A 12,893-nucleotide genomic window follows, 5' to 3' on the forward strand; every position below is an offset into this window, starting at 1 on the left:
CAAGCGAGAATGGGTCAAAAAGTAAATCCTCATGGGTTTAGAGTAGGAGTTATAAAAGATTGGAACTCAAAATGGTTTGCGGATAAAAAGGATTTTGGAGATTTATTAGTTGAAGATCATAAAATTCGTGAGCTAGTAAAGAAGGAAGTTTATCTTTCAGGGGTTTCTGATATAGAAATAGAAAGAGCTTCAAATAAAATCAAAGTTACTATTAATACAGCTAAACCAGGTATGGTAATTGGTAGACAAGGTTCTGGTGTAGAAGTATTAAGAACAAAAATTGAAAAAGCAACTGGAAAGAAAGTAATAGTTAATGTAGAAGAAATAAAAAGACCAGATTTAAATGCGCAATTAGTTGCAGAAAACATAGCAGCTTCATTAGAAAGAAGAATATCTTTCAGAAGAGCGATGAAACAAGCAATTCAAAGAAGTATGAGAGCAGGAGCAAAAGGTATTAAAACTTCTGTTTCTGGTAGGGTTGGTGGAGCTGACATGGCTAGAACAGAAGGTTATAGCGAAGGTACTATTCCACTACAAACTTTAAGAGCGGATATAGATTATGGTTTTGCTGAAGCAGATACAACTTATGGAAAACTTGGTGTTAAGGTATGGTTGTATAAAGGAGAAGTTCTTCCAGGAATGAAAGAAGCGGAATTACCAGAAATTAAAGGAAAAAGAAGAAATAATAAGAGATTTAACAGAAATAACAATGCGAAGAGAAACAAGCAACAAACTCAAGCAGAAAGCAAATAATTCGCTAGGAGGGAGGAATAATCTATGTTAATGCCTAAAAGAGTTAAATACCGTAAGGTTCATAGAGGTAGAATGACAGGTAAGGCACACAAGGGTAATACTATTACTTATGGAGAATATGCCTTACAAGCTTTAGAACCTTGTTGGATGACTTCAAATCAAATAGAAGCCGCAAGACGTGCGATGACTAGATATATAAAAAGAGGCGGTAATATTTGGATAAAAGTATTTCCAGATAAGCCTGTAACAGAAAAACCAGCTGAGGTACGTATGGGTTCCGGTAAAGGATCACCTGAATATTGGGTAGCAGTAGTTAAGCCAGGTAGAATATTATTTGAAATGTCTGGTGTAACAGAGGAAATAGCAAGAGAAGCAATGAGACTTGCAGCACATAAATTACCTATTAAAACAAAATTCGTAGCTCGTGATAATATAGATAAGGACGGTGAAGCTAATGAAAACTAAAGAAATTCGACAAATGTCAGATGCTGAATTACAAAATTCATTAAAAGATTTAAAAGTTGAACTTTTCAACTTACGTTTTCAATTGGCTACTGGTCAGTTAGATAATCCTATGAGAATTGGTGGGGTTAAAAAAGATATTGCCAGAATTAAGACAATCGTAAGAGAACGAGAACTGAATATAGGGAAGGAGGCATAATCCATTATGGAAAGAAATAAAAGAAGTACTATTATTGGTACTGTTGTATCAGATAAAATGGATAAAACAATAGTTGTAGCTGTTAATACATTTGTTGCTCATCCACTATATAAGAAACAAATTAAAAAGACTACAAAATTTAAAGCTCATGACGAAAATAACGAATGTAATACTGGGGATAAAGTATTAATAATGGAAACAAAACCTCTTTCAAGAGAAAAAAGATGGAGATTAGTTGAAATCCTCGAAAGAGCAAAATAGATCTTATTACTAGAAAGGAGAGACTAAATGATTCAAGTAGAAAGTCGTTTAAGAGTCGCAGACAATTCAGGGGCTAAAGAACTACTAGTTATAAGAGTTTTAGGGGGTACTAATAAGAAGTACGCTAAAATCGGGGATACAGTAGTTTGTTCTGTAAAAGTTGCTACGCCTGGTGGAGTTGTTAAGAAAGGCGAAATTGTTAAAGCCGTAATAGTTAGAACTAAAAAAGGTGTTAGAAGATCAGACGGAAGTTACATCAAATTTGATGATAATGCAGCCGTTATTATAAAAGATGATAAAAACCCAGTGGGAACTAGAATTTTCGGTACAGTTACTAGAGAGTTAAGATCTGGAAACTTTATGAAAATTATTTCATTGGCACCTGAAGTATTATAGTTGGAGGTGTATATTAAATGAAAATTAAAAAAGATGATACGGTAATAGTTGTTGCTGGTAAAGATAAAGGAAAACAAGGTAAGGTATTAAGAACTCTACCAAAGGTAAACAAGGTTATCGTTGAAGGTGTAAATATACAAACTAAACATGAAAAACCAAGAGGACCAGAACAACCTGGTGGAATTCAAAAGTCAGAAGGACCTATAGATGCATCTAATGTTATGTACTACGATTCTAAAGCTGGTAAAGGTAGCAGAATTGGTTATAAAGTAGAAAATGGTACAAAAGTTAGAATAAGCAAAGCTAGTGGTCAAGAAATTAAATAGTTAAGAGGGGGTATTTGAGTGACTTCCAGATTATTAGAAAAATATAGAAATGAAGTTATTCCTGCATTAACAGAAAGCTTTGGTTATAGAAATGTTATGGAAGTTCCTAAGTTAAACAAAATAGTGCTTAACATAGGTTTAGGTTCTTCTAAAGAAAATCCAAAAGCTGTTGAAAGTGCAGTTAAAGATATAGAAACTATTACTGGACAAAGACCAGTAGTTACAAAAGCAAAGAAATCAATAGCTAACTTTAAACTAAGAGACGGTATGAACGTTGGTGTTAAAGTTACTTTAAGAGGACAAAAAATGTATGATTTCTTAGATAAATTAGTAAGTATTTCATTACCTAGAGTAAGAGACTTTAGAGGTGTTTCAACATCATCTTTTGATGGTAGAGGAAACTACTCATTAGGTATTAAGGAACAATTAATATTTCCTGAAATTGAATACGATATGGTAGATCAAATCAGAGGAATGGATATTGTTATAGTGACTACTGCTGAAACCGATGAAGAATCTAAGAAATTTTTAGAGCTAATGGGAATGCCATTCAAGAAGTAGTATAAGGAGGAATATTAGTGGCAAAAAAATCAATGATTGCAAAACAACAAAGACCTGCAAAATTCAGTACACAAGCTTATAATAGATGTAAAATTTGCGGTAGACCTCATGCTTACTTAAGAAAATACGGAATTTGTCGTATATGCTTTAGAGAATTGGCTTATAGAGGCGAAATCCCAGGCGTTAGAAAAGCAAGCTGGTAAAATAAGAGAGGAGGAAGCTTTTATGATGACTGATCCTATAGCGGATATGCTAACAAGAATAAGAAATGCTAACAATGCTAAGCATAAGTCAGTAGAAATTCCATCATCAAAAATGAAAAGAGACGTTGCTCAAATATTACTTGATGAAGGTTTTATAGATGGATTTAATGTAACAGAAGATGATAAACAAGGCATTATAACTTTAGATTTAAAATATGGTCCAAAGGAAGAAAGAGTAATTTCAGGTATTAAAAGAATATCTAAACCAGGACTAAGAGTATATGTTAGATCCAATGAGTTACCTAAAGTTCTAGGAGGACTAGGTATTGCGGTAATCTCTACATCTAAAGGTGTTGTAACTGATAAGGTTGCAAGAAAAGAAGGTATAGGTGGAGAGGTTATTTGTTACGTTTGGTAATAAATAATTAATTAATTAGGAGGTAACCATGTCAAGAATTGGATTAAAACCAATAGAAATTCCTGCTGGTGTTGAAGTTAAAGTTAATGATGGCAACCTTGTACATGTTAAAGGACCAAAAGGTGAATTAACTCAACAAATAGATCAGGGTATGACTATTAATATAGATAATAATACAGTTGTTGTATCCCGTCCTTCTGACAGTAAAAAGAATAAGTCTTTACACGGATTATCTAGATCATTACTAGAAAACATGATTGTAGGTGTAACTGATGGATACAAAAAGACTTTAGTTATTGAAGGAACAGGATATAGAGCGGCAAAAGCTGGAAAGAAACTTACTTTGAATTTAGGATATTCTCATCCTATAGAAGTTGAAGATCCAGAGGGAATAGAAATAGAAGTTCCTGATGCTCACACTATAGTAATAACTGGAATTGACAAACAAAAAGTTGGAAACTTTGCAGCTAATATAAGAGATTACAGAAAACCTGAACCTTATAAAGGAAAAGGTGTACGTTATGAAAATGAATATATTAGACGTAAAGTTGGTAAAACTGGTAAATAGGAAGGAGTAGTAAATGTTAAAGCAAATTAATAAAGAAGCAAACAGAAAAGCAAGACATGCTAGAGTTAGAAAGAAACTTTCTGGTACTCCTCAAAAACCAAGACTAAATATTTATAAGAGTAATGCAAATATATATGCACAAATTATTGATGATATAGCTGGAACAACATTAGTATCTGCATCTACATTAGACAAGGATATTAAAAGTGGTTTAAGTAATTCTTCAAATAAAGAAGCTGCTAAAATAGTAGGCGACGTTATTGGAAAAAGAGCTTTAGAAAAAGGTATTGAAGAGGTAGTTTTTGACAGATCAGGCTATAAATACCATGGAAAAGTTAAAGAGTTAGCTGAAGCTGCTAGAAACGCTGGACTGAAATTTTAGGGCGAGGAGGTAAAATATTGGAACTTTTAACTAAAAATGTAGAAGGTATGGAATTAGAAGAAAGAGTTGTAGCTATTAACCGTGTAACTAAAGTTGTAAAAGGTGGTAGAAACTTTAGATTTAGTGCTATAGTTGTAGTTGGAGATAAAAACGGTCTTGTAGGAATAGGTTCAGGTAAAGCACAAGAAGTTCCTGAAGCTATTAGAAAAGGTGTACAAGATGCTAAAAAGCATATGATTAGAGTTCCTTTAGTAGGAACAACTATACCTCATGAAATTATAGGAGTTTTTGGAGCAGGAAAAGTATTTTTAAAACCAGCTTATGAAGGAACTGGAGTAATTGCAGGAGGTCCTGTACGTGACGTTTGTGAACTTGCAGGAATAAAAGACATACGTTCAAAATCCCTTGGTACATCAAACCCAAGAAATATTGTTAATGCTACAATGGAAGGACTTAAAAATCTTAAAAAAGCAGAAGATGTTGCTAAATTAAGAGGAAAGTCTGTTCAAGAAATATTAGGGTAAGGAGGCTTAACCTATGAGTAAGCTTAAAGTAACTCTTAAAAAGAGCAGAATTGGTAGAATAGAAAAACATATTAAGAATGTTGATGCACTTGGATTAAAGAAAATCGGTGATGTTGTAGAAATTGAAGATACACCTGCAAACAGAGGAAAAATTAATCAAGTAGCATTTATGTTAGATATAGAAGAAGTTAAATAATAAGGAGGTGTATCATGAAATTACATGACTTAAAACCTGCAACAGGCGGTGGAGTTAAAGCTAAGAAAAGAGTTGGTAGAGGTTATGGTTCAGGACTTGGACATACTTCTGGAAGAGGACATGATGGACAAAACTCAAGATCAGGTGGTGGAGTAAGACCTGGTTTCGAAGGGGGCCAAATGCCATTATTCAGAAGATTACCAAAAAGAGGCTTTACTAATGTTTTTGCTAAAGAATATGCTGAAGTTAATGTAGCTACTTTAAATAAATTTGAAGATGGTACAGTTGTAACTCCGGAACTTTTATTAGAAAAAGGTATTATAAAGAAATCAAAAGCTAAAGACGGTGTAAAAATTCTTGGTAATGGTGAAATAGAAAAGAATTTAACTGTTAAAGCACAGAAGTTTACAAAAACTGCTGAAGAAAAAATAGCCAAGGCTGGAGGAAAGGCTGAGGTGATTTAGATGATTCAAACATTGAAAAATGCTTGGAAAGTTGAAGACGTAAGAAAAAGACTTATTTTCACATTTTTAATGTTAGTTATATATAGATTGGGAAATGTAATTCCTGTTCCATTTATAGATGCATCAGTAGTTGAAGCGGTTATGACAGGACAGGATAATTACTTACTACAAATGCTTAATACATTTGCAGGTGGTAGTTTACAGAGTATGAGTATATTTGCTCTTAGTATTTATCCTTATATTACAGCATCTATAGTTATGCAACTTTTAACTATTGCTATTCCTAGATTAGAGGAAATGGCTAGAGATGGTGAAGAAGGAAAAAGAAAAATGGGTAAATACACTAAAGTTATTGGTGTAGTTTTAGCCTTAGTACAAGCTTACGCTATAGTTATGGTATTGTTTGGACAAGCAGTAGCAACTGGTAATTTCCTATCAAAGGCTATTATGTTGTTAACTTTAGTAGCTGGTACAATGTTCTTAGTTTGGTTAGGTGAGATGATTACTGAAAAGGGAGTAGGTAATGGAATTTCCATTATAATTTTCTTTGGTATTATTTCAGGTGTACCTAATCAAGTAAAACAAACAATGGCAGGTTTTTCAGTTGGACATTATGCTTGGTGGGCAATGGCTATATTAGTATTGGTTTCTATAGTTATTCTTGTAATAGTTATTGAAATAAACCAAGGGGAAAGAAGAATTCCAGTTCAATATGCTAAAAGGGTAGTAGGAAGAAAAATGTACGGTGGACAATCTACACATATTCCTGTTAAGGTTAATATGTCAGGAGTTATGCCTGTAATTTTCTCCAATGCTATACTTCAATTACCACAACTTATAATATCTCTTTTTGGTGGAAGTACGCCAAAATGGATGGAGTATTTATTTGGAATGAACACTTTAAGTGGTTTAATTATATATTGTCTTGTAAACTTATTTTTAATTATTGTTTTTGCATATTTTTATAGTGCAGTGCAATTTAATACTGTTGAATATGCTAAAAACTTACAACAATACGGTGGTTTTATACCAGGAATAAGACCTGGAAAACCAACAGGGGAATTTTTACAAAGAATTTCTAGTAAAATAACATTAATTGGTGCAGTAATATTAGCTATAATTGCAACAGCTCCATTTTTAGTAAATTACTTCTTAAAATTAAATCTGTTATTTGCAGGTACTTCATTGATTATTGTTGTAGGAGTAATACTAGAGACTATAAAACAAATAGAGTCTATGTTAACAATGAGACATTATAAGGGTTTCTTAAATAAATAGGAGTTATAAATGAGATTAGTACTACTAGGTCCTCCGGGAGCAGGTAAAGGAACACAGGCAGCTAAAATAGTTGAAGAATATAATATAGTTCATATATCTACGGGGGATATTTTTAGAAAAAATATAAAAGAACAAACTGAATTAGGTAAACAAGTAAAGGATTATTTAGATAAGGGATTACTTGTTCCAGACGAATTAACTGTTGACCTAGTTTGGGATAGATTAGATCAAGACGATTGTAAAAATGGATTTCTATTAGATGGTTTCCCAAGAACCATAGAACAAGCCAATAAATTGCAAAAAGGATTAGAAGAAAGAAACATAAAGTTAGACGAAGTTATTAATATAGCTGTTGACAAAGAAGTCTTAGTTAAGCGTCTAGCTGGAAGAAGGGTATGTACTAACTGTGGAGCAACTTATCATATAGACAGTAAACCTACTAAGGTTGAAGGAATATGTGACTTGTGTAATAGTAATTCAGTAATTCAAAGAGAAGATGATAAGGAAGAAACAGTGCTTAATAGAATTGAAGTTTATGAGAATCAAACAGCACCCTTAATTGGATACTATGAAGATTTGAATTTACTTTTCAATGTTGATGGTACTCTTCCTGTAGATGAGGTTTTTGAAATCATAAAAAATCATCTAGATAATATGTAGTTCTTCCGGGAGAAATTTATGGACCAATACAAAGAATTAGTAATAGGTCAGGTGGTTAGATCCATAAAAGGTCGAGACAAAGGACGATTTCAATTGGTTTTGGACCTTTTGGATGAATCCCATGTATTGGTAGTTGATGGCAAAAGAAGAAAATTAGAAAATCCAAAGAAGAAAAAAATTAAGCATTTACAAAAAACTAATACAATACTTGCTATAGGTAAGGATATAAATGATTGTAGGATACGAAAAATGCTTAAGGCTTTTGAGAACAAAGAGGAGGTTCATTAACTAATGTCCAAGAAGGATATAATAGAAGTAGAAGGTGTAGTTACAGAAGCTTTACCTAATACGATATTTAAAGTTCGACTAGAAAATGGTCATGAAATAACGGCTCATATCTCTGGAAAGTTAAGGATGAATTACATTAGAATTCTTCCTGGTGATAAGGTAATTGTAGAATTATCACCTTACGATTTAACTAAAGGAAGAATAACTTGGCGTAACAAGTAATAGGAGGTTAACATGAAAGTAAGATCATCAGTTAAAAAAATGTGTGAAAAATGCAAAATCATTAAGAGAAAAGGTAAAGTAATGGTTATTTGCGACAATCCTAAACATAAACAAAAACAAGGTTAAGGAGGTACAATTAAGAGTGGCTAGAATTGCTGGGGTAGATTTACCTAGAGAAAAAAGAATTGAAATTGGTTTAACTGCAATTTACGGTGTAGGTAGACAACGTTCAAATGAAATTCTTAATGCTGCAGGTGTTAATGCTGATACAAAAGTAAAAGATTTAACAGAAACTGAATTAGCGGCAATAAGAAATGAATTAGATAAATATACAATAGAAGGTGACCTACGTAGAGAGGTTGCTATGAATATAAAAAGATTAAAAGAAATTAATTGCTATAGAGGAATTAGACATAAAAGAGGACTTCCAGTAAGAGGACAAAATACAAAGAACAATGCAAGAACTCGTAAGGGTCCTAAAAAATTAGCTCAAAAGAACAAGTAGATAGGAGGCGAATTAATTGGCAAATAAGAAACAACAAACACGTGTAAGAAGAAGAGAAAGAAAAAATATAGAAAAGGGCCAAGCTCATATAGTATCTTCATTTAACAACACAATGGTTACTTTAAGTGATTTACAAGGAAATGTAATATCTTGGGCATCAGCAGGTCAATTAGGTTTCCGTGGTTCAAGAAAATCTACTCCTTTTGCAGCACAAGAAGCAGCACAAGAAGCAGCTAAAAAAGCTATGGAACATGGTTTAAAAGTTGTAGAAGTATATGTTAAAGGACCAGGTTCAGGAAGAGAAGCTGCAATTAGATCTTTACAAGCTTCAGGACTTGAAATTAGTTTAATTAAGGATATGACTCCTGTTCCACATAATGGTTGTAGACCACCTAAGAGAAGAAGAGTTTAATATTAAAATTAAACAGGTATATAATTTGAGGTATGTAAAGAATTGCCTTACAGTATTTACCCTCAATTAAACAATAGACTTCAATAGGAGGGTTATTGTCTATGACAGAAAACTTAAATGCGAAAATTGAAATAGTAGATATAAATGAAGAAAATAATTACGGGAAATTTGTTGTTACTCCTTTAGACAGAGGCTTTGGAACTACTTTAGGTAATAGTCTTAGAAGGGTACTGTTGTCATCTTTACCAGGTGCGGCAGTTTCTAAAATTCATATAGAAGATGTTCTACATGAGTTTACAACTGTTAAAGGTGTAATGGAAGATGTATCTGAAATTATTTTAAACATAAAAGGAATTGCTATTAAAAACCATTCAGCTGAACCAGTAAAGTTGAATATAGATATAAAAGGACCTCATATTTTCACTGCTAAGGATATAGAAGTAGATACAAATATAGAAGTAGCTAATCCAGATCATTATCTTGCATCATTAAATGAAGATGCTCATATAAAAATGACAATGGAAATAGAAAATGGTAAAGGATATAGAGTTTCTGACTTAAATAAATCAGAAGAAGATGCTATAGGAGTTATAGCAATTGACTCTTCATTTACACCAGTAACAAAAGTTAACTTTGAAGTTATAGAACAAGTATCAGACAAAGAAAAACTTGTGTTAGAAGTGTGGACAAATGGTACAATTAATCCTCAGGAAGCTGTATCAAAAGGGGCAGATATTCTAACTAATTACCTTGAACTATTTATTGAACTTCCAAACTATAGTTTCCAAGAAGAAGAAGAGGAAGCAGAAGATACAGTAGATAAAGATGAACTATATAGTATTAGTATTGAAGAATTAGATTTATCTCTTAGAAGTTTTAACTGTTTAAAAAGAGCAGGAATTGACACTGTAGGAGATATAGTATCCAAAACTACTGATGAAATGTGCAAAATTAAAAATTTTGGTAAAAAATCATTAGAAGAAGTTGAAAATAAAATTCATGGTATGGGACTTTTATTTGCAAACGAAGAAGAAGCTTAAAGGAGGGATAAGATGTCTAATTTAAGAAAACTTGGAAGAAGAACAGATCATAGAAGCAGTCTTTTAAGAAATCAAGTACAGTCTTTATTTGAAAATGGAAAAATTGAGACTACTGTTACTAGAGCAAAAGAAACTAGAAGAGTAGCAGAAAAAATGATAACTCTTGGTAAAAAAGGAGACTTGCATTCAAGAAGACAAGCTTTAGGCTATATATACAAAGATGAAATAGCACACAAGTTATTTGAGGAAATTGCACCTAAATATGCAGATAGAAATGGTGGATATACTCGAATTTTAAAATTAGGACCACGTCAAGGAGATAATGCTGAGATGTGTATCCTAGAATTAGTTGACTAAACCAGGGGTTATTTAATAATCCCTTTTTTATCTGTAAATTACTTGACAAAGCACATAGGAATTTATAGAATATTAATGGCTTAAAATTATCCGCGGCAAATAATTTTAAGGAGAATGAATAAATGGCTAAAATGATGGGACCTAGATTCAAAGAAGCTAGAAGACTAGGATTAAACGTATCAGGACATCCTAAAGCTGAAAAAAGAATGGGAAAAGGCTTAGGAAGAGAAGATAAAAAACTTACAGAATATGGTAGACAATTATTAGAGAAACAAAGACTTAGAGCTTATTATGGCGTAATGGAAAAACAATTCGTTAGATATTTCCAAAAAGCTTATAATTCACAAGAAGCTACAGGGGATGCTCTTGTTAAAATGTTAGAAACAAGACTTGACAATTTAGTATATAGAGCAGGATTTGCATCATCAATAAGACAAGCTAGACAAATGGTAGTACATGGTCATATATTAGTTAACGGTAAAAAAGTAAATAGACCATCATTTGCAGTTTCAGTTGGCGATGAATTAGAATTAAGAGAAAAATCTAGAAAAAATGAAATGTTCAAAGAAAACTTTGAAACAAATTTCAGTTATTCTTTACCATATATAACAAAAATGGATGGATTTAAAATCAAACTGGACAGAATGCCAGAAAGAGAAGAAATCCCTGTTGAAATAACAGATTCATTAATAGTTGAGTTCTACTCAAGATCAGTAAAATAGACTACTTCATTGAAGTAGTTTTTTTATTGCAATAATAAATATAATTAAAAATAAAAAAACTGGGTAAATAATCAAAATAGCAATTATGCTATAATATACCATAAGAGTAGGTGATTAATTGAAAAAAAAGCTAGGAATAGGAGTAGTAGTTTTACTAGTAGTCTATTTAATTGGAGCAGTATGCTTTAGTTTTTTATCATATCCTAAAACATATATAAATGGAGAAAAAAGAGGATTAAAGAACAAAAAAGAACTAATTAGTACAGACTATACAAACTATGAGTTAGAAGTTAAAGGTAAAAACAATAAAAAAGATATAGTAAAGGCTGAAGATATAAACTATGAAGTATCTATAAAAAATGATACAAAAATCAACCAAAGTGCATTTACTTGGCCAATATCCATATTTAAAAAATATGATTATAAAGTTGAATATAATCCTAGTTGGGATGATTTAAAACTGGAGGATATATTAAAGAATTCTGCTTTAAATAAAGATATAAGAAAGATGGAAAATGCAAAAGTAAAACTAGTTGGAGATGAATACGAAATAATTCCAGAAGAAGAAGGAGACGAACTAGATATGGAAAAGTTCAAAACTTCCGTATTAAGTTCATTTTTAAACAAAGACAAAGTACTGGAATTAAAAGATGAATATCTAATGCCAGAAATAAGAGCAGAAGATGAAAATTTGAAAAAAGAATTAGAATTGAAACAAAATCTATTTAGTATAAAAATTATATTTGATTTTGAAAATAATAAAGAAGAACTTTCTGGAGACTCCTTAATTGCTCTATATGATAATAACGACAAAGGGGAATACGTATTAAATAAGGAAAAAGCTAGAAACTATATAGCTGAATTAGCAAAAAAATATGATACCTTCCAAAAAGGAATTACATTTACAGCTACAGGAGCAGGAGAGGTAGAAGTACCAGGAGGTATTTATGGTTGGCAAATGAATGTTGATGAAACATTAGAATTGTTAACAACACAATTAGAATCAGGAAAAAGTGGAACAATAGAACCTGAATATAAATTAAAAGGTTTAAATAGAGCAGAAGATGGATTAGGGGACACATACATTGAAATTGATCTGACTAGGCAATATTTGTGGTTTTATAAAGAGGGTAAATTAATAGTAGAAACAGATATAATAACAGGAAATCCAAACTTAGGTAGGGAAACACCAGTAGGTGTCTTTAAAGTATGGTCTAGAGAAACAAATAGAACCTTGTCGGGTGAAGATTATAGTAGTCCAGTTTCCTTCTGGTTACCAATTGATTGGACAGGTATTGGCATGCATGATGCTTCATGGCAATCAAGCTTTGGTGGAAACCTATATCAAACAGTAGGCTCTAGAGGATGTATAAACATACCTTATGAAAAAGTAAAAACAATATATGAAGAAGTGAAAAATGATACTCCAGTAGTAGTATATAAATCATAAATAATAAAATATTAAAGAAAAGTTAAAAATAAGTAAAAAAAGATTTGACAATATTAAAAATACTTGATAATATAAATAGGCACTCAAATGAAGTGCCTTTTTAATTGAAAACAAAAAATAAAAAAGGTGTTGACAAAAAGAAATACCCTATGGTATACTTAAAAAGTTGTCACAAGAGTGCAACAAGAACCTAGACAAAAGAAAAGTGTAAAAAACTTTGAGAAAAAGTACAACCAAAACAATAAT

At 31.7% G+C, this 12,893-nt stretch carries 25 protein-coding genes; all 25 read left to right on the forward strand.

Features of this window, described 5'->3' with window-relative positions:
• Positions 1–9 precede the first annotated feature (9 nt).
• The 25 genes from rpsC (at position 10) to WAO56_RS06965 (ending at position 12,647) form a co-directional block, all read left to right on the forward strand.
• Complete coding sequence (gene rpsC / locus WAO56_RS06845) at positions 10–753, forward strand: 30S ribosomal protein S3 (RefSeq protein ID WP_422144740.1); 744 nt, start codon at positions 10–12, stop codon at positions 751–753.
• Between the two features lie 24 nt (positions 754–777).
• Entirely contained in the window at positions 778–1,218 is a 441-nt protein-coding gene (gene rplP, locus WAO56_RS06850) for a 50S ribosomal protein L16 (RefSeq protein ID WP_422144741.1), read from the forward strand.
• The gene (rpmC, locus tag WAO56_RS06855) at positions 1,208–1,414 is read left to right on the forward strand and encodes a 50S ribosomal protein L29 (RefSeq protein WP_422144742.1); all 207 of its coding nucleotides are present in this window, start codon (positions 1,208–1,210) and stop codon (positions 1,412–1,414) included. Before rplP ends, rpmC begins: the two co-directional genes overlap by 11 nt.
• Before the next feature lie 6 nt (positions 1,415–1,420).
• Positions 1,421–1,675, forward strand: a complete 255-nt coding sequence (gene rpsQ / locus WAO56_RS06860; protein WP_422144743.1) for a 30S ribosomal protein S17 — start codon at positions 1,421–1,423, stop codon at positions 1,673–1,675.
• Positions 1,676–1,702: 27 nt separating this feature from the next.
• Positions 1,703–2,071, forward strand: a complete 369-nt coding sequence (gene rplN, locus WAO56_RS06865) for a 50S ribosomal protein L14 (RefSeq protein ID WP_422144744.1) — start codon at positions 1,703–1,705, stop codon at positions 2,069–2,071.
• A gap of 17 nt (positions 2,072–2,088) precedes the next feature.
• The gene (rplX, locus tag WAO56_RS06870; RefSeq protein ID WP_422144745.1) at positions 2,089–2,397 is read left to right on the forward strand and encodes a 50S ribosomal protein L24; all 309 of its coding nucleotides are present in this window, start codon (positions 2,089–2,091) and stop codon (positions 2,395–2,397) included.
• An 18-nt stretch (positions 2,398–2,415) separates the two neighbouring features.
• The gene (rplE, locus tag WAO56_RS06875; RefSeq protein ID WP_422144746.1) at positions 2,416–2,958 is read left to right on the forward strand and encodes a 50S ribosomal protein L5; all 543 of its coding nucleotides are present in this window, start codon (positions 2,416–2,418) and stop codon (positions 2,956–2,958) included.
• 17 nt (positions 2,959–2,975) lie between these two features.
• A complete protein-coding gene (locus WAO56_RS06880; protein WP_243660089.1) occupies positions 2,976–3,161 on the forward strand; it encodes a type Z 30S ribosomal protein S14 in 186 nt (61 codons plus the stop codon).
• Between the two features lie 22 nt (positions 3,162–3,183).
• A complete protein-coding gene (gene rpsH / locus WAO56_RS06885) occupies positions 3,184–3,579 on the forward strand; it encodes a 30S ribosomal protein S8 (RefSeq protein WP_422144747.1) in 396 nt (131 codons plus the stop codon).
• Positions 3,580–3,607: 28 nt separating this feature from the next.
• The gene (gene rplF, locus WAO56_RS06890) at positions 3,608–4,147 is read left to right on the forward strand and encodes a 50S ribosomal protein L6 (RefSeq protein WP_243660091.1); all 540 of its coding nucleotides are present in this window, start codon (positions 3,608–3,610) and stop codon (positions 4,145–4,147) included.
• A 13-nt stretch (positions 4,148–4,160) separates the two neighbouring features.
• A complete protein-coding gene (gene rplR, locus WAO56_RS06895) occupies positions 4,161–4,529 on the forward strand; it encodes a 50S ribosomal protein L18 (RefSeq protein WP_422144748.1) in 369 nt (122 codons plus the stop codon).
• Positions 4,530–4,576: 47 nt separating this feature from the next.
• Positions 4,577–5,053 (forward strand): 30S ribosomal protein S5, encoded by a 477-nt coding sequence (gene rpsE / locus WAO56_RS06900; RefSeq protein ID WP_422144761.1) that lies wholly within the window; start codon positions 4,577–4,579, stop codon positions 5,051–5,053.
• A 13-nt stretch (positions 5,054–5,066) separates the two neighbouring features.
• A complete protein-coding gene (gene rpmD, locus WAO56_RS06905; protein WP_422144749.1) occupies positions 5,067–5,249 on the forward strand; it encodes a 50S ribosomal protein L30 in 183 nt (60 codons plus the stop codon).
• A gap of 14 nt (positions 5,250–5,263) precedes the next feature.
• Positions 5,264–5,713 carry a 50S ribosomal protein L15 gene (gene rplO, locus WAO56_RS06910; RefSeq protein WP_422144750.1) on the forward strand — a complete coding sequence of 150 codons (450 nt, stop codon included), beginning with the start codon at positions 5,264–5,266 and terminating at the stop codon, positions 5,711–5,713.
• Complete coding sequence (gene secY, locus WAO56_RS06915) at positions 5,714–6,991, forward strand: preprotein translocase subunit SecY (protein WP_422144751.1); 1,278 nt, start codon at positions 5,714–5,716, stop codon at positions 6,989–6,991. It begins immediately after the preceding gene.
• A 9-nt stretch (positions 6,992–7,000) separates the two neighbouring features.
• Positions 7,001–7,651 (forward strand): adenylate kinase, encoded by a 651-nt coding sequence (locus WAO56_RS06920; RefSeq protein ID WP_422144752.1) that lies wholly within the window; start codon positions 7,001–7,003, stop codon positions 7,649–7,651.
• A gap of 18 nt (positions 7,652–7,669) precedes the next feature.
• Positions 7,670–7,939 (forward strand): KOW domain-containing protein, encoded by a 270-nt coding sequence (locus WAO56_RS06925; protein WP_422144753.1) that lies wholly within the window; start codon positions 7,670–7,672, stop codon positions 7,937–7,939.
• A gap of 3 nt (positions 7,940–7,942) precedes the next feature.
• Entirely contained in the window at positions 7,943–8,161 is a 219-nt protein-coding gene (gene infA / locus WAO56_RS06930) for a translation initiation factor IF-1 (RefSeq protein WP_243660098.1), read from the forward strand.
• A gap of 12 nt (positions 8,162–8,173) precedes the next feature.
• A complete protein-coding gene (rpmJ, locus tag WAO56_RS06935; RefSeq protein WP_422144754.1) occupies positions 8,174–8,287 on the forward strand; it encodes a 50S ribosomal protein L36 in 114 nt (37 codons plus the stop codon).
• A 16-nt stretch (positions 8,288–8,303) separates the two neighbouring features.
• The gene (gene rpsM, locus WAO56_RS06940; protein ID WP_422144755.1) at positions 8,304–8,666 is read left to right on the forward strand and encodes a 30S ribosomal protein S13; all 363 of its coding nucleotides are present in this window, start codon (positions 8,304–8,306) and stop codon (positions 8,664–8,666) included.
• Between the two features lie 16 nt (positions 8,667–8,682).
• On the forward strand, positions 8,683–9,078 hold the full coding sequence (gene rpsK / locus WAO56_RS06945) for a 30S ribosomal protein S11 (protein ID WP_422144756.1): 396 nt from the start codon (positions 8,683–8,685) through the stop codon (positions 9,076–9,078).
• Positions 9,079–9,179: 101 nt separating this feature from the next.
• Complete coding sequence (locus WAO56_RS06950) at positions 9,180–10,118, forward strand: DNA-directed RNA polymerase subunit alpha (protein WP_422144757.1); 939 nt, start codon at positions 9,180–9,182, stop codon at positions 10,116–10,118.
• A 12-nt stretch (positions 10,119–10,130) separates the two neighbouring features.
• Entirely contained in the window at positions 10,131–10,475 is a 345-nt protein-coding gene (gene rplQ / locus WAO56_RS06955; protein ID WP_422144758.1) for a 50S ribosomal protein L17, read from the forward strand.
• Between the two features lie 122 nt (positions 10,476–10,597).
• Positions 10,598–11,197 carry a 30S ribosomal protein S4 gene (gene rpsD, locus WAO56_RS06960; protein WP_422144759.1) on the forward strand — a complete coding sequence of 200 codons (600 nt, stop codon included), beginning with the start codon at positions 10,598–10,600 and terminating at the stop codon, positions 11,195–11,197.
• A gap of 118 nt (positions 11,198–11,315) precedes the next feature.
• Complete coding sequence (locus WAO56_RS06965; RefSeq protein WP_422144760.1) at positions 11,316–12,647, forward strand: L,D-transpeptidase family protein; 1,332 nt, start codon at positions 11,316–11,318, stop codon at positions 12,645–12,647.
• Positions 12,648–12,893 lie beyond the last annotated feature (246 nt).

This window comes from Miniphocaeibacter sp. (assembly GCF_049276255.1).
Lineage (GTDB): Bacteria > Bacillota > Clostridia > Tissierellales > Peptoniphilaceae > Miniphocaeibacter.

What these genes read in the sequence shown, in the direction of transcription:
- WAO56_RS06925 (WP_422144753.1), top strand. Translation starts at nt 7,670, where the DNA reads ATGGACCAATACAAAGAATTAGTAATAGGTCAGGTGGTTAGATCCATA.
- rplQ (WP_422144758.1), top strand. Translation starts at nt 10,131, where the DNA reads ATGTCTAATTTAAGAAAACTTGGAAGAAGAACAGATCATAGAAGCAGT.
- secY (WP_422144751.1), top strand. Translation starts at nt 5,714, where the DNA reads ATGATTCAAACATTGAAAAATGCTTGGAAAGTTGAAGACGTAAGAAAA.
- rpsC (WP_422144740.1), top strand. Translation starts at nt 10, where the DNA reads ATGGGTCAAAAAGTAAATCCTCATGGGTTTAGAGTAGGAGTTATAAAA.
- rplX (WP_422144745.1), top strand. Translation starts at nt 2,089, where the DNA reads ATGAAAATTAAAAAAGATGATACGGTAATAGTTGTTGCTGGTAAAGAT.
- rplF (WP_243660091.1), top strand. Translation starts at nt 3,608, where the DNA reads ATGTCAAGAATTGGATTAAAACCAATAGAAATTCCTGCTGGTGTTGAA.
- rpmJ (WP_422144754.1), top strand. Translation starts at nt 8,174, where the DNA reads ATGAAAGTAAGATCATCAGTTAAAAAAATGTGTGAAAAATGCAAAATC.
- rplN (WP_422144744.1), top strand. Translation starts at nt 1,703, where the DNA reads ATGATTCAAGTAGAAAGTCGTTTAAGAGTCGCAGACAATTCAGGGGCT.
- rpsQ (WP_422144743.1), top strand. Translation starts at nt 1,421, where the DNA reads ATGGAAAGAAATAAAAGAAGTACTATTATTGGTACTGTTGTATCAGAT.
- WAO56_RS06950 (WP_422144757.1), top strand. Translation starts at nt 9,180, where the DNA reads ATGACAGAAAACTTAAATGCGAAAATTGAAATAGTAGATATAAATGAA.
- rpsH (WP_422144747.1), top strand. Translation starts at nt 3,184, where the DNA reads ATGATGACTGATCCTATAGCGGATATGCTAACAAGAATAAGAAATGCT.
- rpsD (WP_422144759.1), top strand. Translation starts at nt 10,598, where the DNA reads ATGGCTAAAATGATGGGACCTAGATTCAAAGAAGCTAGAAGACTAGGA.
- rpsE (WP_422144761.1), top strand. Translation starts at nt 4,577, where the DNA reads ATGGAATTAGAAGAAAGAGTTGTAGCTATTAACCGTGTAACTAAAGTT.
- infA (WP_243660098.1), top strand. Translation starts at nt 7,943, where the DNA reads ATGTCCAAGAAGGATATAATAGAAGTAGAAGGTGTAGTTACAGAAGCT.
- rplP (WP_422144741.1), top strand. Translation starts at nt 778, where the DNA reads ATGTTAATGCCTAAAAGAGTTAAATACCGTAAGGTTCATAGAGGTAGA.
- WAO56_RS06920 (WP_422144752.1), top strand. Translation starts at nt 7,001, where the DNA reads ATGAGATTAGTACTACTAGGTCCTCCGGGAGCAGGTAAAGGAACACAG.
- rpmC (WP_422144742.1), top strand. Translation starts at nt 1,208, where the DNA reads ATGAAAACTAAAGAAATTCGACAAATGTCAGATGCTGAATTACAAAAT.
- rplR (WP_422144748.1), top strand. Translation starts at nt 4,161, where the DNA reads ATGTTAAAGCAAATTAATAAAGAAGCAAACAGAAAAGCAAGACATGCT.
- rpmD (WP_422144749.1), top strand. Translation starts at nt 5,067, where the DNA reads ATGAGTAAGCTTAAAGTAACTCTTAAAAAGAGCAGAATTGGTAGAATA.
- rplO (WP_422144750.1), top strand. Translation starts at nt 5,264, where the DNA reads ATGAAATTACATGACTTAAAACCTGCAACAGGCGGTGGAGTTAAAGCT.